The sequence below is a fragment of the Synechocystis sp. PCC 7509 genome, assembly GCF_000332075.2.
Classification (GTDB): Bacteria; Cyanobacteriota; Cyanobacteriia; order Cyanobacteriales; family Chroococcidiopsidaceae; genus Aliterella.
On sequence record NZ_ALVU02000002.1, the window covers coordinates 301,561 to 322,196 of the forward strand.

Annotated in this window: 22 protein-coding genes and 6 pseudogenes; 18 read left to right on the top strand and 10 right to left on the bottom strand. The window is 39.9% G+C overall.

What is annotated here, in order from left to right:
- The first annotated feature begins 271 nt into the window (after positions 1–271).
- From SYN7509_RS0222670 to SYN7509_RS29400, 6 genes and pseudogenes are all read left to right on the top strand, one after another.
- On the top strand, positions 272–2,107 hold the full coding sequence (locus SYN7509_RS0222670) for an asparagine synthetase B family protein (RefSeq protein WP_009630801.1): 1,836 nt from the start codon (positions 272–274) through the stop codon (positions 2,105–2,107).
- 234 nt (positions 2,108–2,341) lie between these two features.
- The gene (locus SYN7509_RS31940) at positions 2,342–2,551 is read left to right on the top strand and encodes an IS1/IS1595 family N-terminal zinc-binding domain-containing protein (protein ID WP_432205689.1); all 210 of its coding nucleotides are present in this window, start codon (positions 2,342–2,344) and stop codon (positions 2,549–2,551) included.
- Positions 2,552–2,726: 175 nt separating this feature from the next.
- Positions 2,727–2,870, top strand: a complete 144-nt coding sequence (locus SYN7509_RS28840) for an IS1/IS1595 family N-terminal zinc-binding domain-containing protein (RefSeq protein ID WP_084610784.1) — start codon at positions 2,727–2,729, stop codon at positions 2,868–2,870.
- 17 nt (positions 2,871–2,887) lie between these two features.
- Positions 2,888–3,726, top strand: a protein-coding gene (locus SYN7509_RS27925) for an IS5 family transposase (protein WP_227501586.1) whose coding sequence is annotated in 2 segments (ribosomal slippage) — positions 2,888–3,272 and positions 3,272–3,726 — 840 coding nt in all. Because the reading frame shifts where the segments join, the coding sequence is not laid out codon by codon here.
- Positions 3,727–3,787: 61 nt separating this feature from the next.
- Positions 3,788–3,994 (top strand): annotated as a pseudogene (locus SYN7509_RS29925) (IS1 family transposase); the annotation flags it as partial.
- Between the two features lie 273 nt (positions 3,995–4,267).
- A pseudogene (locus tag SYN7509_RS29400) lies at positions 4,268–5,098 on the top strand (IS1 family transposase).
- Between the two features lie 168 nt (positions 5,099–5,266).
- Here the strand turns inward: SYN7509_RS29400 and SYN7509_RS0222700 are convergent.
- From SYN7509_RS0222700 to SYN7509_RS28855, 4 genes and pseudogenes are all read right to left on the bottom strand, one after another.
- Positions 5,267–6,163 carry a tyrosinase family protein gene (locus SYN7509_RS0222700; protein WP_009630089.1) on the bottom strand — a complete coding sequence of 299 codons (897 nt, stop codon included), beginning with the start codon at positions 6,161–6,163 and terminating at the stop codon, positions 5,267–5,269.
- Between the two features lie 33 nt (positions 6,164–6,196).
- Complete coding sequence (locus tag SYN7509_RS0222705) at positions 6,197–6,532, bottom strand: hypothetical protein (protein WP_009630090.1); 336 nt, start codon at positions 6,530–6,532, stop codon at positions 6,197–6,199.
- A 358-nt stretch (positions 6,533–6,890) separates the two neighbouring features.
- Positions 6,891–7,202 carry a hypothetical protein gene (locus tag SYN7509_RS26925; protein ID WP_009630091.1) on the bottom strand — a complete coding sequence of 104 codons (312 nt, stop codon included), beginning with the start codon at positions 7,200–7,202 and terminating at the stop codon, positions 6,891–6,893.
- 266 nt (positions 7,203–7,468) lie between these two features.
- Positions 7,469–7,684 (bottom strand): annotated as a pseudogene (locus tag SYN7509_RS28855) (IS1 family transposase); the annotation flags it as partial.
- Between the two features lie 71 nt (positions 7,685–7,755).
- On the opposite strand from SYN7509_RS28855, the gene SYN7509_RS26930 reads away from it, so the two are divergent.
- The 3 genes from SYN7509_RS26930 (at position 7,756) to SYN7509_RS28860 (ending at position 8,847) form a co-directional block, all read left to right on the top strand.
- Positions 7,756–8,214 (top strand): ISAs1 family transposase, encoded by a 459-nt coding sequence (locus tag SYN7509_RS26930; RefSeq protein ID WP_009630086.1) that lies wholly within the window; start codon positions 7,756–7,758, stop codon positions 8,212–8,214.
- A gap of 65 nt (positions 8,215–8,279) precedes the next feature.
- Positions 8,280–8,432 (top strand): hypothetical protein, encoded by a 153-nt coding sequence (locus tag SYN7509_RS30320; RefSeq protein WP_009630085.1) that lies wholly within the window; start codon positions 8,280–8,282, stop codon positions 8,430–8,432.
- Between the two features lie 31 nt (positions 8,433–8,463).
- The gene (locus tag SYN7509_RS28860; RefSeq protein ID WP_009630084.1) at positions 8,464–8,847 is read left to right on the top strand and encodes an ISAs1 family transposase; all 384 of its coding nucleotides are present in this window, start codon (positions 8,464–8,466) and stop codon (positions 8,845–8,847) included.
- A 14-nt stretch (positions 8,848–8,861) separates the two neighbouring features.
- Here SYN7509_RS28860 and SYN7509_RS31115 read toward each other — a convergent pair.
- Positions 8,862–9,635 (bottom strand): annotated as a pseudogene (locus SYN7509_RS31115) (ISNCY family transposase); the annotation flags it as partial.
- Between the two features lie 261 nt (positions 9,636–9,896).
- Here SYN7509_RS31115 and SYN7509_RS0222730 point away from each other — a divergent pair.
- Entirely contained in the window at positions 9,897–10,847 is a 951-nt protein-coding gene (locus tag SYN7509_RS0222730; protein ID WP_009630082.1) for a glycosyltransferase family 2 protein, read from the top strand.
- 310 nt (positions 10,848–11,157) lie between these two features.
- On the opposite strand, the gene SYN7509_RS0222735 is transcribed toward SYN7509_RS0222730, so the two are convergent.
- The 3 genes from SYN7509_RS0222735 to SYN7509_RS26945 all read right to left on the bottom strand — a co-directional run bounded on the left by SYN7509_RS0222735 (position 11,158) and on the right by SYN7509_RS26945 (position 12,249).
- Positions 11,158–11,541 (bottom strand): ISAs1 family transposase, encoded by a 384-nt coding sequence (locus tag SYN7509_RS0222735; protein ID WP_009630084.1) that lies wholly within the window; start codon positions 11,539–11,541, stop codon positions 11,158–11,160.
- Positions 11,542–11,572: 31 nt separating this feature from the next.
- A complete protein-coding gene (locus SYN7509_RS30330) occupies positions 11,573–11,725 on the bottom strand; it encodes a hypothetical protein (protein WP_009630085.1) in 153 nt (50 codons plus the stop codon).
- 65 nt (positions 11,726–11,790) lie between these two features.
- A complete protein-coding gene (locus tag SYN7509_RS26945) occupies positions 11,791–12,249 on the bottom strand; it encodes an ISAs1 family transposase (RefSeq protein WP_009630086.1) in 459 nt (152 codons plus the stop codon).
- 379 nt (positions 12,250–12,628) lie between these two features.
- Here SYN7509_RS26945 and SYN7509_RS29930 point away from each other — a divergent pair, with 379 nt between their 5' ends.
- The 8 genes and pseudogenes from SYN7509_RS29930 to SYN7509_RS26960 all read left to right on the top strand — a co-directional run bounded on the left by SYN7509_RS29930 (position 12,629) and on the right by SYN7509_RS26960 (position 18,374).
- Positions 12,629–12,823 (top strand): hypothetical protein, encoded by a 195-nt coding sequence (locus SYN7509_RS29930; RefSeq protein WP_148298171.1) that lies wholly within the window; start codon positions 12,629–12,631, stop codon positions 12,821–12,823.
- Between the two features lie 39 nt (positions 12,824–12,862).
- Positions 12,863–13,168, top strand: a complete 306-nt coding sequence (locus tag SYN7509_RS0222745) for a Dabb family protein (protein WP_028954538.1) — start codon at positions 12,863–12,865, stop codon at positions 13,166–13,168.
- A gap of 613 nt (positions 13,169–13,781) precedes the next feature.
- Positions 13,782–15,101, top strand: coding sequence for an NAD(P)/FAD-dependent oxidoreductase (locus tag SYN7509_RS0222750; RefSeq protein WP_009629897.1), 1,320 nt, complete (start codon positions 13,782–13,784; stop codon positions 15,099–15,101).
- A 20-nt stretch (positions 15,102–15,121) separates the two neighbouring features.
- On the top strand, positions 15,122–15,607 hold the full coding sequence (locus tag SYN7509_RS0222755) for a DoxX family protein (RefSeq protein ID WP_009629896.1): 486 nt from the start codon (positions 15,122–15,124) through the stop codon (positions 15,605–15,607).
- 211 nt (positions 15,608–15,818) lie between these two features.
- Positions 15,819–16,448, top strand: a pseudogene (locus tag SYN7509_RS26950) (IS982 family transposase); the annotation flags it as partial.
- 303 nt (positions 16,449–16,751) lie between these two features.
- A complete protein-coding gene (locus tag SYN7509_RS30825; protein ID WP_202807372.1) occupies positions 16,752–17,159 on the top strand; it encodes a helix-turn-helix domain-containing protein in 408 nt (135 codons plus the stop codon).
- Positions 17,099–17,665 (top strand): IS630 family transposase, encoded by a 567-nt coding sequence (locus SYN7509_RS30830; protein ID WP_009630113.1) that lies wholly within the window; start codon positions 17,099–17,101, stop codon positions 17,663–17,665. The genes SYN7509_RS30825 and SYN7509_RS30830 overlap by 61 nt, the downstream gene beginning before the upstream one ends.
- Positions 17,666–17,880: 215 nt before the next feature.
- Positions 17,881–18,374: pseudogene (locus tag SYN7509_RS26960) on the top strand (tyrosine-type recombinase/integrase).
- A gap of 134 nt (positions 18,375–18,508) precedes the next feature.
- Here SYN7509_RS26960 and SYN7509_RS0222780 read toward each other — a convergent pair.
- A complete protein-coding gene (locus SYN7509_RS0222780; protein WP_009630111.1) occupies positions 18,509–19,837 on the bottom strand; it encodes a glycoside hydrolase family 15 protein in 1,329 nt (442 codons plus the stop codon).
- Positions 19,818–20,480 (bottom strand): hypothetical protein, encoded by a 663-nt coding sequence (locus tag SYN7509_RS0222785; protein ID WP_009630110.1) that lies wholly within the window; start codon positions 20,478–20,480, stop codon positions 19,818–19,820. The genes SYN7509_RS0222780 and SYN7509_RS0222785 overlap by 20 nt, the downstream gene beginning before the upstream one ends.
- Positions 20,481–20,636 lie beyond the last annotated feature (156 nt).

Here is a 20,636-nt window from a genome sequence, read left to right on the forward strand (position 1 = left end):
CAAGTGACGATATGAAAGCGGATATCGAAGATACCAGCGGACGCATAGTAGGATGATTTCTAGTTGGAAGTGCCGCTACTTGAAGACGTTGGAATTAGACATAGAAAAGGGAACAAACAGACACGATCTCTCACTCTACTACCTGCTCCTATTTTTGCAATACAACCGCAAAACAGCCCTGTATGCTATACTCAGTCAGAGTCTTAACTTGAACCCCCCGCCGACTGGAATAAGTTGCCTTGTTGGAAACTATTTGAGAGGAACAATATACATGGCAGGATTTTTATACAAACTTAAGAAGTTATTAGATAAAGATTTAGAGCAGTCATTAAAATCTTTACCTATGAATTCAGAAATTAGTTATACAGATAATAATTCTTTATTTTCTATATTTGATTCCTTATTCTTATACAAACCACTACACTTAACAGAATTTAATATATCTATATATTGTTTTGGAAAACCAACTATAGAAAAAGAGATTTATGAAAGTTTTAAGGATAGAACGTCTTTAAGTAATAAATTAATTTTAGATAACTTTATTAATGGAGGAATAGATAAGGTAGCTTTAAATCTTAGTGGAGCCGCCACTATCATTATTAAACATAACAATATAGTTTATCTTGTAACAGATAGATTAGGGTATGTACCTACTTTTATTTATAATCCTGAAGATATAGATAATTGTATTGTTAGTAGTTCTCCGAATACAATATCTAGTATTGTAGATACAAATATAGATTTAGTATCTGTATCGGAATTTCTGCACTATCATAAGTGTACGCCACCCCATACTTTTTATAAAGAAATAAAATATGCTGGAGCAGCAACTATACACACATGGAATTTAGAAACAAATACCTACTCAGTAGAAACTTATTGGGAACCTTTTAAACTAATACCATTTAACAATTTAAAAGAAGCTGTTGAAGAAACTACTAAAGCTATAAAGAAAGCTATAAAGAATAGAACCTACTTACCTAATGTAAGTACCTTTACTTCCGGTGGATTAGACTCTCGATTAGTATTGTACGCTGCCGATAATCCAGAAAACTTAACTGCTTTTAATTTATATGATGAATTAAATAATGAAAATGAAGTAGCTCATCTATTATGTAAAGACACTAAAGTTCCTTTAGTAGGATTACAACGAGATAAAGATTATTATCCTAGAACTTTAAAGGATAGTGTAAAGTATTCTGAAGGTATGTGGTCTATCTATGATAGCCACTTCTTAGGTTTTAGGGATGAAATAGTTTATAAATATAATGCTCAATCTGTTTTATCTTCTTGTTCAGCAGACTTCCTATTTAAAGAATGTGGTATAGATAGAAAACACCCCAAGATTTTAGGATGGGTCGCTTATTACTGGTATGTTTTTGCAAACCCTCCGGTAATTAATAACAATTTTAATAACTATATAGACCCCCCGGTGGATATATTTACACCTTTGGCTAAATGCCTACACGACAGACTTAATGCTTGGTTCGGTTCTTCACCTAAGGAAGTATCAGATAAATATAGATTGTATTTAGCTGATAAACGTTGTAGACCTCTATGCTATTCTGCAGGTCTCTCCTTTAATAGTATGTTTCGGATCTTCCCCTATGACAATTTCTTATCTGATTTAGAAGTTATTAATTGCTATGATCGTATGAAAGCAGATTGGCGTATTAATGCAAAACTGTGGAGGAAAGTTGTTACTAATATCTGTGGTACCACAGTAAGAAATGCTAATAACAATCTTAAACCTGATTTTAGTTTTATAGATTTTTTATTAGACAAAACTATTTTTAGTTCTAAATTTAAAACTAAAGACTATCTCACTCCCAGCCTAGCTAATACAACTAGTTGGCCTACCTTCACCTATTATCTAAAAAATAGTCAATTATTACACGAAATTTGGTTATCTATTACTCCTTTAGAAAAAGAATTAATTGATACACTTTATGGACATATTAATTGGTATAAACCTTTAGAGTTCTTTACCAAGTCTGAAGAAAGGAAAATATTTAGAATCCTTAGTCTTATTGTATACATGAGAGGTAATTATAAATTCGATAAGTTTAGAGTATCCCCGGTTAAAAGTAATTACTCTCAAGTTTAATTTAAAGGGATAAAAATGTACAATGAACCCTTAGTTAGTATTGTGATTCCCTGTTACAATAGTCAATAAACCCCTGCCGGCTGGAATAAGTCGCCTTGTTGGAAACATTCAATTTATCTACGAACATAATATAAGTTGGCTTTGGTTTGAACTATTTGGGTATACGGTTGACTAGAACAGTTGGTAGTGCCAAATATGTAAGGATAAGTGTAAAGAGTATGTAGAGAGAGTTGTATGAGTGAGGAGAAGCTAAAGTGTCCAAAATGCGGGTCACAAAGGATAGTAAAAAATGGCTTTATCCACAACGGCAACCAAAATCATAAATGCCGAACCTGCAATAGACAATTTGTGCTAAACCCCCGCAATCGTCCAGTTACAGAAGAAAACAAAAAGCTGATTGATAGGCTATTCCGCCGAACGCTTGTCAATTGCCGCTATTTGTAGAGTTAGCGGGATCTCAGAAACCTGGATTCAAAGCTACGCTGAGGGGAAATACACCGCCGTAGCTCAACAAGTTGCAGTTAGTTCAAAAAAACGGTAGTGTCTTAGATTTGTTAAAAAGCAATTTAGAAATGGTAGATAATAATTAGGTTTAATAAAATTAGGTTGACGAATAACTATGACTGTTTGGTTAGCTGTTCACTGCCCTCACTGCCAAAGTACAGAGGTAAAGAAACATGGAACATCCTCCAATGGGAAGCGGCGTTATAGTTGCCTCAATAGACCTCTTGCAAAAGTTAGTGATAAAATCATAGAGAAGTGACCTGCGTAGAAGCAAAAGTGACTTATAAAAAGGTAAAAAACTTAAAGGCGGAAGATTTTAAACGCTTGACTGGAATCCACTTTGACACTTTTAATCAAAGGGTAGAAATAGTCAAGCAAGCGGAAAAATCACGAAAGAAACCTGGCAGACCACCAAAATTAAGGATCGAAGACAAAATTTTAATGCTCTTAGAATATTTACGAGAGTATAGAACTTTTTTTCATTTAGGTGCTACTTGGGGAGTAAATGAGTCCACAGCCTACCGAATTATTCAGAAAATTGAAAACATTTTAATCAAAGCTCCTCAACTAAGACTACCAAGAAAAAAAAGATTAATCGCCGATGATTGTCAGCTAGAAACCGTAGTAATAGATGTAAGCGAAACTCCCATAGAAAGACCTAAAAAAAACAAAAAACCTATTATAGCGGCAAGAAAAAAAGACATACGTTGAAAGCCCAAGTGATTATTGATCAAAAGAATGGGCAAATACTATGTACCGCTTATGGCAAAGGGAGAGAGCATGACTTCAAGTTATATAAAAGAAGTAAAATAAGAATTAGAAAAAAGATTAGATGTTTAGCAGATAAGGGATACCAAGGAATTAAGAAGCATCATCATTTCAGTCAAACACCTAAAAAGAAGCCAAGAAAAAGTAAGCTTTCTGTAGCAGAGAAAAAAGAGAATAGAGAGTTAGCTAAAGAGAGAATAATTATTGAGAATATTTTTGCTCATTTAAAAAGATTTAGGATTTTACAAGGGAGATATAGAAATAGAAGAAAAAGATTTGGATTAAGGTTTAATTTAATAGCTTCTATTTATAACTACGAGCTTAACTTAAATACAAATCAATCTTAAAGCTTATTTTTGCAAGAGGTCTATTATTCACAGCACGGCTTAAGACTTAACCGAACAGTATTGGGGCGCTTATGAGCGCCATCTCCCTGTAGAGCGGCATGAAGTAGGAAAGCAGAAAACTCAGACCATTGAGCGTAAGCATCTGAATTTGAGAACGAGGATTAAGCGCCTTGCGCGTAAGACAATTTGTTTTTCCAAGTCGGAATTGATGCATGACTTGGTCATTGGACTATTTATCAATCGCTATGAGTTTGGTTTACCAATATAAAGCAAAATAACACATCTAAGACACTACCCATCTGCCGTTCTCAAGTTGAAAAGAGTTTTATCTTGTTCTCTGCTTAGAAACACCCTTAAACGGCTGCCCATATCCCTGTTACCTTGGTAGACACATTATACATATTTACTTATCTTTACACGGTTTGGTTTTTTCACCTCGTTCTACTTACCAGGATTGGAAAGCTACTTTGAATCGATGGTAGTGCGTCAAACGAACGTGGGATTGGTAGAGTAGAGAGGATCTCTCATCTGCAACTCATCTATGCAATGCCCTTTGTGTGGTCATTTTAAAGCCCATAAACACGGCAAGATGCCCAACGGACATCAACGCTATCTTTGCCCTGTTTGCAAGCAAACCTTCTCGGAAAGCTTTGATAGTTTGTACTATCGCCGTCATGTCAATCCTGAGCAAATTCGCCAAGTGCTGCAAGCCCACAGCGAAGGCAGTAGCTTGCGCGGGATTAGTCGCATCACCGGACTTGCTTACAATACTGCCCTTGAGTATTGTTCGCGCTGCGAGTCAGAAAGCACAACTGGTGCATAACGCTGAAGTTCAAGCCGTTCAAACTGAGGAAGTGAGTGGAGATGAAATGTGGTCATTTGTTTCAAAAAACAGAAACAGTGTTGCTCCCAAGAACGAGAGGTCGGAGATTGCTGGATTGGGTTAAGCCTTGCCGATTCGAGTGGCTTAATCCTGGCAGCACGAGTCGGTAAACACACTGATGAACTGATTGAACAATTGGTTATGAGTACAGAGGGAAAAACGGACTGTAAACAATTCAACAGCGATGATTGGGGTGGCTATGAGCGCGTCTTACCCCCTGAGATTCAGCACTATGTTGGCAAAAATAGAACACAGCGACTGGAGCGCACCAATGGCATTGTTCGACAACAGACTGGGAGATGGCATCGACGACAGAACAAGTTTGGCAAAGTATGGGAGCAGACAGAGGTAACAACACGATTAGTAGTCAGCTACTTTAACTGGATTTGGCGGCATAGTCGCCTCAACACAACGGCTGCACAACGAGCAGGATTAGCCTCTCTATCCTGGACTTGGAACGACATTGCCACCTATCCCACAATACTCTAATGCACTACCGAATCGATTTGCGATCGTCTATGAAGAGCGATTTCCAACTTGACTTTCATGCTTGACACAAACAATTTGACAAACCCATAAATTTTTTCTAAGGTTTTCTTTTTAGTAAAAAAGAGTGTTAATTGTTAACACTCTGTTAATATTTAACTTAAATTAATCTTAGCGTAACCTATCGTAAGAATAGTCTAGGTTGCCGTAGTACAACATTTGTCTTGGGGTAACGTTGCCCCAAGGTAACATAGGGTCATCTAAGCCATGTCGATAAGGTACTTGATTAGGATTAGTGATATAAGTATCAGACCCATTACCAGATTGCCATCTAGCCCAACATCTATCAATCATAGAATGGTGAAGATAGAAAATAGGATCATTAGGGGCAGTAGAATTGCGTATAGTTTCCCCGATCCATCTATGAATTCTGTTATGAAGTTGAGGACCATTTGCAAAACCTTCTATAGCATTACGAGCTGAGTTGCTGCTATTTTGGTCATAAGTAGGAGAATCATAATTCCTTATCCAGACAGCATTATTTAATTGGTCTAGAGTAGGAAATCCAGTAATTGCAGCTCCAAAATTGCGTTTTAAAGCGCCATTAAATCTATTATTCCAATAAATCACAGGATTACCAGACTCATTTACAATCGTCCAATTACCATATCTAAAAGGTCCTGTTCTCACAACATAAGACCCGTCTGAGGTATCTCCATTACCACCCATAAAATCGTTAGCAAAAATAGGTGAGTTAAATGGGTTACTAGCATCATCTGTCCAATCCCAATAAGGAACTCCTAAATATTTGTTGCCACTTACAGCTTGCAATGCCTTTTCAAATAAAGATAAATGATATCTATGCCAAGCAAAAAAAGCTGGACCTCCATGTGGTTGTGTTCTATTACTTCCATTAGGAGTAAATACATTGCTCATTTGAGCATGTACAACTACAAGCTCATCCCATTTATTTCCAGCTTTACCGCCGTCTTTTAAAGCTAAACAAGCATTAACAAATTCTTGTTTCTCTGCTACTGTTAGACTTCTAACATTCTTTCTAGTTGCCATTTTTTATAACTCTTAAGCTATTTTGTTTAATTTTTAATCAATGTCTAATTGTCCTGACTCAATGACCGAAGCTGTTAAATCTTCCAGTGAAGAGAACTCCTCCCCAAAAGGAAAGTAGCCTGTAATATATTTATTACCTTTATCTACTGCCTCAAAAGACCTCGCTCGCTTATTACCTCTCACTGTAATTCTTGCGCTTCTTTCACCACCTTCTTCAATCTGCACATCCTTATTTCTAATCTTTGTAATCTTTAATTTTCTACCTTTCACCACTTGTGCTTTTACAAACTTTTGGGTACCTAACAAAACAACTGGTGTTGCTACAAATGCAGAAATTAAAACAAGAAATTTTCTTCTAGAAGAAAACATAGCTCTCCTTTTAGTATAAAAAGTGACATCAATAAAGTAAAGGATTATCGGGATTGATAGTGCGACCCTAATGGTGTTCTACACTGAAGCCCACTGCTGGCAGTTCCGATTGATAAGCTCTGGTGGGGCGGTATTTGGGGAGTGCAAGATTTACTACACCTCTGAAGCTGCACTTAAGGGAGGACTGGAGTGGGTTGCTTATAAGGGAAGGGTAAGTTGCTGTAATCCTTCAACGCGCAATCCCTCAGTTGATGAATTGCGTTGATACCTTCCGCTTTCCTGCCATCCTCTGTCTGAAGACTGCTTAACTACGCTTGAATTACTTTTATTTCACCAAAACGCAATAGTAGCAACTTTTTTATTCTGCTCCCGATAAGGAAGGTATATAGTCACTAAAGATAAGTTTTCCATTTTTAGTGACCACCACTCCTTCATAAGTGATTTCATATTTATAATTGCCATTCTGCCAAGTCTTAGATCCAATCTTATGCTTTGATCCTAAGTAAAGACATTTGTTTCTTTTCACACAACCCTGATAAGTCCCTGCTTCAAAATCTACAACGTATACACCTTGTTCACCTTTAAGTGTGATGGGGGAAGCATTTACAGGAAAATTGACAGCACCAGCACCGAGTATAGTTAAGGCTAAAAGCAAAGCTTTTGATTTCATTAGTTTAATCTCCTAATAGAGGTTTGACGCGCTCAAATTCTTGGTTATGTTGCGAAAACTTGCCTAAATACCATCATTAATAGTATTTCTATTTGTAGTATTACTACAAATAGTATTTGTCTAATTTTGGTAACACAACCTGCAACAGGCAGCTAAAACGAACTGTTCAACTGGTTATTATTTACTTCACAGGAACAAGAGACGATTCCGGAAACGTCGATCTCTACCTACTAATAGGGGTAGTGTCTTAGATGTGTTATTTTGCTTTATATTGGTAGACCAAACTCATAGCGATTGATAAATAGTCCAATGACCAAGTCATGAATCAATTCCGACTTGGAAAAACAAATTGTCTTACGCGCAAGGCGCTTAATCCTCGTTCTCAAATTCAGATGCTTACGCTCAATGGTCTGAGTTTTCTGCTTTCCTACTTCATGCCGCTCTACAGGAAGATGGCGCTCATAAGCGCCCCACCCATCTGTGCCAGACCCAGGGATAATTCGTTGCTTAAAAAATATTATAATGATTGAGAAGAACGAGTTGGAGAAAAGAAATGGGGGCGAACTTAATCACTTCACTCCAGGAAATTAGAGATTTTCGAGCATCTCAAGGTAGACGTTATCCTCTATGGCTAATTTTGCTATTAGTAATTATGGGAACGATAAGTGGATGCCGAAGTTACTACGCCCTAGAAGACTTTGGGGCGCGCCACTATGGGACAGTGAGTGAGAAATTAGGACTAACAGTAACTCGCCTGCCATCAGATACTACTTTTCGCCGCATCTTACAAAAGCTCGATTTTCAAACATTGGCACAGCAGTTTGAGCAATGGGTTAACAGCACATTTACTCTCGAACCTAATGAGTGGGTGGCAATAGACGGCAAAAGTATTAGAGGAACGGTCACAGAACCGGGAACAGCTTACCAAAACTTTGTTTCTTTGGTTTCAGTTTATAGCCATCAACAAGGAGTCGTGCTTGCCGCCCAACAGTTTGAATTCGCTTCACAATAGTGAATTGAAAGTAGTGCAAACAATTCTGAAGGCATTGAATCTTGAAGGAGTGGTGTTCACCATGGATGCACTGCACTGCCAAAAAAAATACTAAGCTGATTATTGAGGGCGGCAACGATTACGTTATCACCGTTAAAGAGAATCAACCACGACTCCTAACACAACTTAAAACGATTGCCGAAACTCAAGAACCCTACGAACGATTTGTTGAGGCTTGAGAAGACTCGTGGGCGAACTACTTGTCGAATCGTGAAAGTCTTCACTGAACTCAAGAACATTGACCTTGATTGGGTAGGAGTACAAAGCTTGATTCAAGTAGAACGCATCGGCATCCGCTCAGGAAAGAAATATTTACAGACTAATCATTACATTAGCTCCTTAGTTTCACAGGCTACTACCTTTGCCAATGGGATTCGTCAGCATTGGGGAATTGAGAATCGCCTGCACTGGGTCAAAGATGTGATTTTTGGTGAAGATAATGCGCCGTTGAGTAACTATAATGCTGCCACCAACTGGTCTATTATTCGCAATATCGCCATCAATCTTGCTCGTTTCAGTGGATATGACTCTCTGACAAAGGCGGAACGATTTCTTGCCCATGACATCGACAAGCTATTTTTACTTCTAGAATGAATTATCCCTGCGGTTTTACCCGTCCAGCGTTTACAGATAACCGTGGGTAAGGCGATGCCGCTGAGATGTTTATACAGTGTCTTGTGGGAGTCGGGGCGACAGGTCAAAATAAAGTTGAACGAGTGAAAATGCAAGGCCTCACAGGACGGTTGGTGACAATACAGGTCATCCCCCAGCACTGTAATTGCCATCGAGCGATAGGTCTGAGCGTGAGTCGCCAACCAGCGTTTCGCGGCAGCAATCTCACAATCCTGCTTGTTCATCCCATCTTGCGGCACGATGAATTCCGGCACCATTGGCACCACTGTCGAGCGTCCTGGACTGACTATCACAGGAGTCACCGCCCCATGAAAATACCGCACCGTTCCATCCTTGGCAGTCTGCGTCGAACACTCAGGACAATGAATTGAGTGAGAACTGAAATATTCCACCCCGTCCATTGCCACTAATAGCGTTTCTCCAAACGACCGCAATGCCTCCAACTCTCCACTTTGCTCCAGCAAGAGCAGGATTTCCTCAAATACAGGAAACACACACTGCGGTTTCACCCCATCCAGCAAGTCGCGAATCTGGTTGTCGCACGGTATCTGATGCACCCCAAACAAGCTCTGGGCATTGCTGCGTCCTTTGGTAGCTGCCATTGTCCGTTGATACGACAGAAACGATGGCGTTTGAGTATAAAACACACTAAACGCACTTAAAGCTGCATCTTCCATCCCATAGCGCGTATTCTTGCCTGTTCGCTTGTCTGGTAACTTTTGCAGCACGTTACGAAAGAACCCTATCAGACTCTCGAACTTGCACTTCGGGGTCAACATCTTCGACTCCCTTAGCTAGGTTGAGACTCTTTTACCTTACCCCGTTTTCATCTGCTTGAATAGTCCAAAGTCATAATGAGAATTGCTGGCATCTTAGCCTCTTTTTACCTATCAACCGAAAATTTAGAGGTGGCTGTTCTTTATAAATGACCTTTTATCAGCGCCCGAAATTTAAGTGCTAAAATTCAGTAAAATATTGTTGAGTTTTTATAAAATCAGCTAAAAAAATTTATGGTGACTGTTTCAGTAGTTATTCCTACTTACAATTCCCTAACTTACTTACCAAAAACAGTAGAAAGCGTCCTTAACCAAACTTTCACTGATTTTGAGGTAATAATTATTGATGATGGAAGTTCGGATAATACACAAGAGTGGATTAGTAATCTTGAAGACCCACGAATAAAAACAGTAGTTCAAGCTAATCAAGGTGTAGCTGTAGCTCGAAACATTGGGATTGCTGTTTCTTCAGGAGATTACATAGCTTTTTTAGACAGCGACGATTTGTGGAAGCCAACAAAACTAGAAAAACAAGTGCAGTGCTTAGAGGCAAATCCTGGTATAGGTTTAGTTAATACTTGGATCGAAAATATAGACAAACAAGGCAATTATTTAGCTACTGTACCTGCCCCAGAAGCAGAGGGCAATGTCTGGAATCAGATAATCGAAGAAAATTTAGTTTTATGCGGTAGCGTGCCAATGATTCGTCGCTGTTGCTTTGAATCTGTTGGGGAATTTGACTCTAATTTGCTTTCGGCAGAAGATTGGGATATGTGGATTCGGATTGCGGCAAATTGTTCTTTTGCTTTAATTAGAGAACCTCTAGTTTCCTACCGCCAGCATCTTCAAAGCAAGTCCAATAACATAGAAAAACATTTATTGCATAGACTCAGAACAATTGATAAGACGTTTGAATCTGTTCCTTTGCCATTACAACACTTAAAAGATCGAGCCTATGGGCGTGCGTATTTAGCAATAGCCTGGAAACCTCTGCTGCAAAAAGATTATAAAACAGCGAATACCTATCGCAAACAGTCGCTAATCTACTTTCCAGAGCTACGCAACAGCGCTAACTACAAGCGATTGACTTTACTAACCTGGGCAAAACAATTGTTGGGCGATAAAATCTACACTTTTTTAAAAAGATCGATACTGCAACACAGCCTCATACCATTACAGTTGTAGATAGAATGAGAGAGTAAAAGTAAGCGCAGGCGGTGGTGATGCAGGAGACTCTCAATCTATTTCCCAGTGGAGCAGCATTGGAAGCACTCTGTGGATGGAGCGATAGCCTCAAGTCATTCCAGCAACGGATAGGGAAGTACTACGCCCGTGCAGAAGCTTGTCAAACAGCGTTTGACTACATTCAAGCTTTGATGTGTCCGGTAGAACACAAAAATGGCTGGCAAATGTCAGAGCAGGTGGGATACCCTAATCCCTATCGGTTTCAACATTTGTTGGGAAGAGCGCGGTGGGATGCTGAACCAGGGATAATTCATTCTAGAAGTAAAAATAGCTTGTCGATGTCATGGGCAAGAAATCGTTCCGCCTTTGTCAGAGAGTCATATCCACTGAAACGAGCAAGATTGATGGCGATATTGCGAATAATAGACCAGTTGGTGGCAGCATTATAGTTACTCAACGGCGCATTATCTTCACCAAAAATCACATCTTTGACCCAGTGCAGGCGATTCTCAATTCCCCAATGCTGACGAATCCCATTGGCAAAGGTAGTAGCCTGTGAAACTAAGGAGCTAATGTAATGATTAGTCTGTAAATATTTCTTTCCTGAGCGGATGCCGATGCGTTCTACTTGAATCAAGCTTTGTACTCCTACCCAATCAAGGTCAATGTTCTTGAGTTCAGTGAAGACTTTCACGATTCGACAAGTAGTTCGCCCACGAGTCTTCTCAAGCCTCAACAAATCGTTCGTAGGGTTCTTGAGTTTCGGCAATCGTTTTAAGTTGTGTTAGGAGTCGTGGTTGATTCTCTTTAACGGTGATAACGTAATCGTTGCCGCCCTCAATAATCAGCTTAGTATTTTTTTTGGCAGTGCAGTGCATCCATGGTGAACACCACTCCTTCAAGATTCAATGCCTTCAGAATTGTTTGCACTACTTTCAATTCACTATTGTGAAGCGAATTCAAACTGTTGGGCGGCAAGCACGACTCCTTGTTGATGGCTATAAACTGAAACCAAAGAAACAAAGTTTTGGTAAGCTGTTCCCGGTTCTGTGACCGTTCCTCTAATACTTTTGCCGTCTATTGCCACCCACTCATTAGGTTCGAGAGTAAATGTGCTGTTAACCCATTGCTCAAACTGCTGTGCCAATGTTTGAAAATCGAGCTTTTGTAAGATGCGGCGAAAAGTAGTATCTGATGGCAGGCGAGTTACTGTTAGTCCTAATTTCTCACTCACTGTCCCATAGTGGCGCGCCCCAAAGTCTTCTAGGGCGTAGTAACTTCGGCATCCACTTATCGTTCCCATAATTACTAATAGCAAAATTAGCCATAGAGGATAACGTCTACCTTGAGATGCTCGAAAATCTCTAATTTCCTGGAGTGAAGTGATTAAGTTCGCCCCCATTTCTTTTCTCCAACTCGTTCTTCTCAATCATTATAATATTTTTTAAGCAACGAATTATCCCTGCGACCTGACCCCGACTCAGAGAACAGGCACTTTATAGACTTTCTAGGTTTGCAGCCCCAATCGTCAGAAAATAGTGACGAGCCATTTGGAAATCCTTTCAGCCTAAACCCTAATGAGGAGCAGTGGGAGCCAGAAGGAGCTACTTATTACAACGGCGAATTAATCTTACAGCCCAAGCAAAAAACAATAGAGGATCAGTTATGGCTGTTAGACAATCACCCGCTATTTACTAGCGTTTGCCCTAAGTGCAAGTACCATTTCCCACAAGTGAATTTTCATATTATTCATTTCGATTGCCCCAATTGTGGATGGGTGGATGATTCGATTTAAGCTCGTCAGCAATAGTGCAAAAGCTTTCCTGACTAATTGGTGGCGATCGCCCTCAATGCACTACCTGAGCTTTTACAACTTGCTACCTTTAGCCCGAAAAAGTTCCGAATTTCTTCCCTTGGTATCCCTGATAGCTTTATTAAAGCTGATATATTTGACTGAACTCAATTGCCATCTTTAGTAGTGCTGTTTGCATATCATATAGTTTTGGAGCCTAATTATGCCTCAAGTTCATCACATGGTGCTGCTCAAATTTAAACAAGATGTGAACGACACGACAATCGCTGAAGTTCTGCAAGCAGTTGAGGAATTAAAGCAGTCTATTCCTGGAATTAATTACTGTTCTAGCGGTGCTTATTCCAGTCCTGAAGGATTTAACAAAGGCTTTACGCATGGCTTTCTCACCACTTTTGAAAGCGCAGCAGCACGCGACTTCTATCTACCGCATCCCAAGCACGAAATTGTTAAAAACGCCTTGTTTGCTATTCTCGAAGACGCTGTTGCTTTTGATTTTGTTGCCGAGTGAACCTGGATAAAACCGTTAGATAGGGGTATGAGTATTATCGGAGCCGACGAAAACCGAGTTAAGCTTAAAAGCTTTGTTAGGTAAGAATTATCGTGATAACCAAGAGCATTGGCTAATGCCGATGTCGAGTCACTGCTCAACGATAGAATAAGGGTTTCAGCTTTTAAAAACATTTGTATTACCCCTGTAACTTCTCTTAGCCCGGTTTTCTGCACGAATGATACTCATACCCCTGTAAACAGCAAGGCTTGAAGCATAATGCCGTAGTTAGCCGACAACAAAAACTGAGTCAATAAAATACCCTCCTACGCGGCATTGCATTAGGAGGGCAAAAGTTGAATCGGGTGTGAGGAGCAAGCATCATCTTTGCTCATATCAATAGTTAAGCACTTGAGTATTACAGTCCTGTGGCGGATAAAACACAATGCTGTGACAGTGATTAAATTGCAGTCAAAGGAGGCGATCGCTTTCAGCACTGTTCATTGAGCAATCGCCTCACTGTAATATGGGGTCGCTACATATAACTACAGAGCAAAATAATCTGATTTTTAACGGAAGTTTTTGAGCAACTTAGCTACTATTGAAGCCAGTTGACTTGAGATGAGCAATAAATATGAATTATGGGCGATCGCACTGGCTCAAATCGGCAACAGCGCAAAAGTTTTCCATTGTAGTTATTGGTGCGGGGTTTGGTGGTCTGCAAGCGGCGAAATCTTTAGCTCGTTCTGGCAAAGATGTTTTACTCATCGATCGCAATAACTATCACACTTTTGTGCCGTTGCTGTACCAGGTGGCAACAGCACAGATAGAACCGGAACTTATTGCTTACCCGGTGCGGACTATTTTGCGTCGTCGCTACGGTCATTTTCTCATGGCAGAAGTGGAACAAATTGATTTTTCCGAGCGAGTTATCCGCACAGATAGATTAGATATCCAATACAATTATTTGGTGGTAGCAACAGGAAGTCAAACGCAGTATTTAGGAGTTGCTGGAGCGGCAGAATTTGCATTGCCCTTACGGACATTAGAGGAGGCGGTGACACTGCGCGATCGCATTTTCGCTTGCTTTGAAGCTGCCTCTCGACTCGAACCAGAACATCGTCAGCATTTACTTACCTTTGCGATTGTGGGTGGTGGTGCTACTGGAGTAGAAATAGTTGGGGCTTTTGTGGAATTGTTACGCAGCCGCATCCGCCGCGAGTATCCTAGTTTAAACTGGCGCGAAGTTAAATTAAGTCTATTGCAAGCGAGCGATCGCTTACTTACAGAATTGCCTGCTAAACTTGGTCTGGCTGCACAAAAGTATCTGCAAAAACTAGGGGTTGATGTTCGTCTGGAAACGCGCGTTAAACAAATTTCAGATACAGAAGTCTACCTCAGTGATGGTCAAAAAATCTCCACCGCTACTGTTATTTGGGTAGCGGGTTTGGAAGCAGCAATTCCTGACTTATCGGAGGAGCTTTTAAAGTCAAGTAAAGGCAAGTTGCTTGTTAGACCAACTTTACAATCCCTTACCTATCCAAATGTCTATGCAATTGGTGATGCGGCTTACGTCGAACAAGCAAATAAACCCTTAAGTGGTGTCGCGCCAGAAGCTCTCCAGCAAGGTGTTACCGTAGCTCAAAATATTACCAGGCAACTGCGCGGTCAAGAGCCAAAACCATTTCGCTATTTTAATAAAGGGAGATTAGCGATCATTGGTTGTTATTCAGGAGTTGGTTTAATTGGCAAATGGAAAGTTACAGGTTTTCTCGCGTGGATTATGTGGCTGGGAGTGCATTTAGTATATTTGCCTGGATTGCGAAATCGATTGGTTGTGCTTCTCTGTTGGCTGCAAACCTATCTGTTACGCGATCGCCCAGTGCGCTTAATTATGTCACCCCGTCGCCTCCTAGCAACGGAAGTTATCAGCAAATATTTAGGACGTAAATAATTATTATTGGAGACTTGATTATGCTAGACAAAACAACTACTGGTTTCAAACCCAAGGACCTCGCCCTAGCTCACTTATTCTTACGATTGCTTCTTGGTGTCAACTTTTTCAATCATGGCTTTACCCGCATTGGCAATATTCCCGGCTTTGTGGAAGAAACCGTTAAAACCCTGGAAGGTTCGTATTTCCCCGAACCTTTAGTACGCATCAATGCCTTTTTAGTGCCAATTATTGAGTTAGTGGTAGGCATTTTAATTACTTTAGGACTCTCAACCCGCCTAGCTTTAGTGGTAACGTTTGCCTTAATGGTCATGCTGATGATGGGTGTAACATCGGTACAAAATTGGCAAGCCGCCGGAAGCCAACTTGTTTATGGCATTGTGCTATTTATTTTGCTGGCAACGTGCCAATATAATGTTTTTTCCTTAGATCGCTGGTGGCGTAACCGAAATAAAGCTAAAACTACCGCAGATATGCGTCAAGAAGTACCACCCTATTCCAGTTAATCGGCGATCACACCAATTAATGTGACTTTACCCATAACTGGGTAGCGACGATCATCGAAACAAAAAACCGGATTAAGCCTAGAATCTCTACTGAGTAAACGTTTTAATTTCAAACTCTTAAATAACGTCAGTTCGGGATAAGGAAAAAGCTAAAAAAGGGGCAAAACAGGTAGTCTGAAAGTACCAACTAATCAATCTACCTGGATGCCTTATGCTTAGTTTAGAAGACCTATTCTGCTCCGTCGATGATTTTTGCCAAATCTTTGAACCACGGTGGGAGCAGCAATTGCTCAGTCATAATTTAAGAAAGCGCAAACGTTCACGTACCCTATGCTTGAGCGAAATCATGACGATTGTGATTAGCTTTCATCAGTCTTGTTACCGGAATTTTAAAACTTACTACTTGGAAAAGGTGCAAAAACATTGGCAGGCTTATTTTCCCAGACTTGTAAGCTACAATCGGTTTGTGGAATGGCTCCCTAGCATTTTAATACCCTTATGCGCCTATCTACGTTCTCGTTTTGGCGCTTGTAGTGGGATCAGTTTCATGGACTCCACTAGCCTCCGGGTCTGTCACAATAAGCGCATCCATCAGCATCAAGTATTTCAAAATCTTGCTGCTCGTGGCAAGACCTCGGTAGATTGGTTTTTTGGTTTTAAACTACATTTGGTCGTCAATGACAAAGGTGAGTTACTTAACTGTCAAATAACTCCAGGCAATATTGACGACCGTAAACCTGTTCCTAAATTGCTACAACAACTTTTCGGTAAAGTGTTTGCAGATAAAGGCTACATTTCTCTACAACTTGCCAAAGATTTGTGGAAAAGTGCTGGCATCCAACTTACCCCTCTTTTGTCAGACTCCGGTTTCTTCTCTTATTAATACTTTCTGAACACAAGGTATACTAGGCAATACGGCGTTTGCTAATATAATTTTAGTAAGTTCCACGCTTTCATGAATTGGTATTAAGAAAAAAAGCTGCTATCGCTTACTATATAAGAACTTTAGAATTTAAAAATAATAAATCTTTTCGGAGAGTGACAGAAGAGGGTTACAGCAGATTTCAACGAGATAGAGTACAGTTGGCTGTAAGTATTATCGACAGGTCTAATGAAAGCTTACTCTATTGATTTCCGAGAAAAAGTGGTCAAAGCCTATGCGCGAGGAGACACATCTATTCGGAAGTTAGCAGCCAAATTCGATGTGAGTAAAGCATTTGTCCAAAGAGTGGTGAAACAGAAGAAGCTGACTGGTCATGTGCAACCAAAAAAACAGGGCGGCGCAATGAAGAGTGAGTTGGAGGAATACTCAATGGAACTTGCTCAAATGGTGGAAAATTATCCAGATGCAACGCTAAGTGAATATTGTGAGCATTGGGGAGAAACTTACTCTTCTTGGTACAGCACCAGTACAATGTGCCGCGCCTTACAAAAACAGCAGTTGACGCGAAAAAAAAGACGTTACGCAGCACTCAAGCAGCAACGGAGAGAGTGCAAAAGCTCAGAGGCGAGTATTGGCAGCAAGTTAAGAATATTGAACCTCACAATCTAGTATTCTTAGATGAAACAGGTGTGATGCTGGGGTTGACCAGAACTTATGCTCGTTCCCCTCGTGGTAGTAGAGTGTATGATTTAAAACCTTTCTATCGAGGTCTAAGGGTAACGGTGATTGGTGCAATTAGTTTAACTGGTGTTGTGGCATTAATGACTCTAGATGGGGCGATGGATGGTGATGCTTTTAAAGTCTTTATTGAAAAGTGTTTAGTGCCGCAATTATGGGCAGGGGCAGTGGTGGTCATGGACAATCTTCCCGCTCACAAAATCGCTTCAATTGAACCAATAATTAAATCTATCGGTGCAAGGGTACTTAATTTGTCCCCATATTCTCCAGACTTCAACCCTATTGAACTATGGTGGTCGCAGCTCAAGTCTTTCTTACGTCAATTTTCTCCTGCTACTACAAACATGGTTGATGTCCTCCTGGCCACTGCTCTTGATTTAATCAATCCCAAACATTTACGCAACTGGTTTGCCAACTGTTGTTACTGTACTCAATAAACCTACAATCTGCTGTACTTACCAACTTTGGAGCATAAGTTGGTAAAATTAGAGCATACACCCCAAGTTTTGCACGGGGTTGGGCAATGACGACTAAAACTATCCAACTACCAAAAGTTGGTAAAACAGAAAAATCCCTTCGTAAATCTCCTAACGCTCGCAAGTATTCCGAAGTCAGAACTAGAGAGCATTTGTTACCAGCAGAAGTTGAGGCAATGCGGAGAGCCATCAAAAAATCTCAGGGTCGCCATGCTCATCGGGACTCCATCCTAATTTTGTTGATCTACCGCCACGGATTGAGGGTGGTAGAGGCGACAGCCTTGAGGTGGGAGCAGATCGACTTTAGCGGCGGAACGATTTACGTTAAGCGAGTCAAAAAGGGAACTCCTTCGGTTCAACCACTTTACGGGGATGAAATTCGCTCACTCCGTAAGCTTCAACGTGATTATCCTATTAGTCCCTATGTTTTTCAATCTTCTCGACACGGACCGTTGGCACAGGATACTGTAGGCGGAATTGTTGAGCGGGCAGGCACGCTCGCTGGTCTACCTTTTCCTGTTCATGCCCATATGGTACGGGCTATTATCTGGCTAATCGAGGTACTGATACTCGGACAATTCAAAGTTATCTAGGGCATAACAATATTCAGCATACTGTTCGTTACACCGAACTCGCATCTACCAAGTTTCAAGGACTTTGGGATGATTGATGTTTAAAGCTCCTGCTTAGTTGTTGCCTATCTCCCCCGAAAAAAATCGCTCTCCTGTTAACACTTTTCGTTAACTTAGTGCCATTTAACCCACGGCGTTCAAATCCGTTCCGAGTACAGCCACTCGTCAGGTTTTACTGTAATGTTTTATGGTGATACAAACATAGGCTCTCTTCCATTTTTTTTAGTGCAATCCTCAAATTAGCTTGCGTCCAGAGAAGTGGAGTAACATCATTAGGAATATATTTATTGTCTTCAATGTAATAAAGTTCTGGACATTTAAACTCGCCCGCTTCACATTCTTCTCCCGTTAGCTGTCCCAAAGAACGGTTTAAGTAAAATATTTGTTGCTTCAGAAACTCATCTTGATTTGTCTCTTTGAACTTAGCTCCAAAAATTACTGAAATAATAGGATCAAAAATGCACCATTGAGCTTCTTGACCTTCTTGAATTAATGAGTTGCGATATGACATATCGTCACTTACATCAATAGTTCTTTGCTGGGGAGAAAGCTTTTTCTTATAATCAGCAGCCCAAAAAGAATCTCGAATATATCTTTTGACTCCATAATCGCCTTGAAGATGGTCAATTACATCCTGAAGAACTCGATCGGCAATTGCACCATCAATAATTTTCAAAGGGTATATGAGAAATAGTAAGGCAGAGTCATACCTTCTTACATTAGAACTTGGTTCTTTACATTCATATGGCAAAATTTCATGTAGCACTTTTGTACCATTTTGAATCAGTTCGTTTAGAAAATCAAGAGTAATGAGTCTGTCTTTGTAAGCAAGGTAACTTGATACACTGGGCAATTCAATCAATGCTTGTCGAAGCGCTTCTAGCCCTGCTTTAACAACACCAACACTCGAAGCCTCTATTTTCCGTTCTTCCTCCCAATGACCACTATCCTTATCCTTCCAATAAGAAATAGCATCGAAATATAAAGGAAAAAGTGCAATAATCTCAATATCCTCTTTTTCTAGCTTTAAAAGCTCCTCGTTTAATAATTTGCAGTAGAGCCACAGGAAATAACCTAATGCATCGTTTTGAGCATGAGACCATTTTTCATCTACCTCCTGCAAATTCTCTCCATCGAATCTTACATGGGGTCGTTGTATAATATCATTGGCTAGGTTTGGATTTTCTATAATTTTCTCAAATCGGTATCTATAGCTTTTAAAATACTTTATTAAAGAACTAAGGCATTTAATTGATACATCAAAGTCTCCAATAACATAATGAGCATATGCAACATAAATGTTATCTCTTACCCAAACGTACTTATAACCAGTATATTGAGTTTCGTGTCTGGTCAGAGCAGCAGGAAATAATCCTGTCGAGAGTGAACAGAAATCAAATGTATTTTTGTTTTTCAAAAATTCAATAACTTCATGGATTTCTTCCACTGTGTATTCATTTCTTATCAAGTCGAGAATCTTTTTATTTTGTATAATCAACATTTCCTGTTTCTCCTTGTACCGACTCCTTGAGATCTACCTCTTCCTCTTCTGGCTTTTCTAAACTATTAGAAAACAATTTAGCTATCAATTGTTTTAAAGTAAGCTTTTTGTCTTTCTCTTTTGGCTTTCCTATGCTGTCCCCTTTACGTTTATATGCTCTATCAATCAGAAGCGTAAATATAATTCCACACATACCAGAGAATACAAGAACCAATAAATCTGTTCTTGGCAGCTTAAGAATCAGGGTTGCAACTATAATCAATACAGATAAAAACAGAGTAGACCATTGCTGTGCCCAATCTTCCAAGCTAAATACAGAACGATACTTTTCACAGAAACTTTCATATAAGCAGAAGTATGAAATTTCACCAGTATTATTCCTGCATTCATCGGACTGAAAAAACTTGCTGATAACAAGTATACGCATTTGTAAGTGCTTACATAATAAATCAACGTAAACACATACAAGCGGAATTAAACAAAGTGTAAGATGCAAAGATAGTATTGGCTTTGCAGTTGAACTAAGATTGCTTATACCTAATCCAATAGCGCCCAATGCGGCAACTAATATTAACTTCCACTTTAATAAATCCGTTCTACCCTTCTCTGCTTCGACAATTTCATCCCTAAAAGCTTCCATCATAAGGCTTCTTCTATTGTTTTAAGTGAGATTAAGTAGGTAGCTGAATCAAATATAATATCTCCTATAAGAAGTATGCAACCTATTTGCTATCGCCCTACGCCAGCGCCGCCCCCCTTGCCTGTCATACTGCACCCAAGTCATGGGACTTGCATAGAT

What these genes read in the sequence shown, in the direction of transcription:
- SYN7509_RS0222670 (WP_009630801.1), top strand. Translation starts at nt 272, where the DNA reads ATGGCAGGATTTTTATACAAACTTAAGAAGTTATTAGATAAAGATTTA.
- SYN7509_RS31940 (WP_432205689.1), top strand. Translation starts at nt 2,342, where the DNA reads ATGAGTGAGGAGAAGCTAAAGTGTCCAAAATGCGGGTCACAAAGGATA.
- SYN7509_RS28840 (WP_084610784.1), top strand. Translation starts at nt 2,727, where the DNA reads ATGACTGTTTGGTTAGCTGTTCACTGCCCTCACTGCCAAAGTACAGAG.
- SYN7509_RS0222700 (WP_009630089.1), bottom strand. Translation starts at nt 6,163, where the DNA reads ATGGCAACTAGAAAGAATGTTAGAAGTCTAACAGTAGCAGAGAAACAA.
- SYN7509_RS0222705 (WP_009630090.1), bottom strand. Translation starts at nt 6,532, where the DNA reads ATGTTTTCTTCTAGAAGAAAATTTCTTGTTTTAATTTCTGCATTTGTA.
- SYN7509_RS26925 (WP_009630091.1), bottom strand. Translation starts at nt 7,202, where the DNA reads ATGAAATCAAAAGCTTTGCTTTTAGCCTTAACTATACTCGGTGCTGGT.
- SYN7509_RS26930 (WP_009630086.1), top strand. Translation starts at nt 7,756, where the DNA reads ATGGGGGCGAACTTAATCACTTCACTCCAGGAAATTAGAGATTTTCGA.
- SYN7509_RS30320 (WP_009630085.1), top strand. Translation starts at nt 8,280, where the DNA reads ATGCACTGCACTGCCAAAAAAAATACTAAGCTGATTATTGAGGGCGGC.
- SYN7509_RS0222730 (WP_009630082.1), top strand. Translation starts at nt 9,897, where the DNA reads ATGGTGACTGTTTCAGTAGTTATTCCTACTTACAATTCCCTAACTTAC.
- SYN7509_RS30330 (WP_009630085.1), bottom strand. Translation starts at nt 11,725, where the DNA reads ATGCACTGCACTGCCAAAAAAAATACTAAGCTGATTATTGAGGGCGGC.
- SYN7509_RS26945 (WP_009630086.1), bottom strand. Translation starts at nt 12,249, where the DNA reads ATGGGGGCGAACTTAATCACTTCACTCCAGGAAATTAGAGATTTTCGA.
- SYN7509_RS29930 (WP_148298171.1), top strand. Translation starts at nt 12,629, where the DNA reads ATGATTCGATTTAAGCTCGTCAGCAATAGTGCAAAAGCTTTCCTGACT.
- SYN7509_RS0222745 (WP_028954538.1), top strand. Translation starts at nt 12,863, where the DNA reads ATGCCTCAAGTTCATCACATGGTGCTGCTCAAATTTAAACAAGATGTG.
- SYN7509_RS0222750 (WP_009629897.1), top strand. Translation starts at nt 13,782, where the DNA reads ATGAATTATGGGCGATCGCACTGGCTCAAATCGGCAACAGCGCAAAAG.
- SYN7509_RS0222755 (WP_009629896.1), top strand. Translation starts at nt 15,122, where the DNA reads ATGCTAGACAAAACAACTACTGGTTTCAAACCCAAGGACCTCGCCCTA.
- SYN7509_RS0222780 (WP_009630111.1), bottom strand. Translation starts at nt 19,837, where the DNA reads ATGTTGATTATACAAAATAAAAAGATTCTCGACTTGATAAGAAATGAA.
- SYN7509_RS0222785 (WP_009630110.1), bottom strand. Translation starts at nt 20,480, where the DNA reads ATGATGGAAGCTTTTAGGGATGAAATTGTCGAAGCAGAGAAGGGTAGA.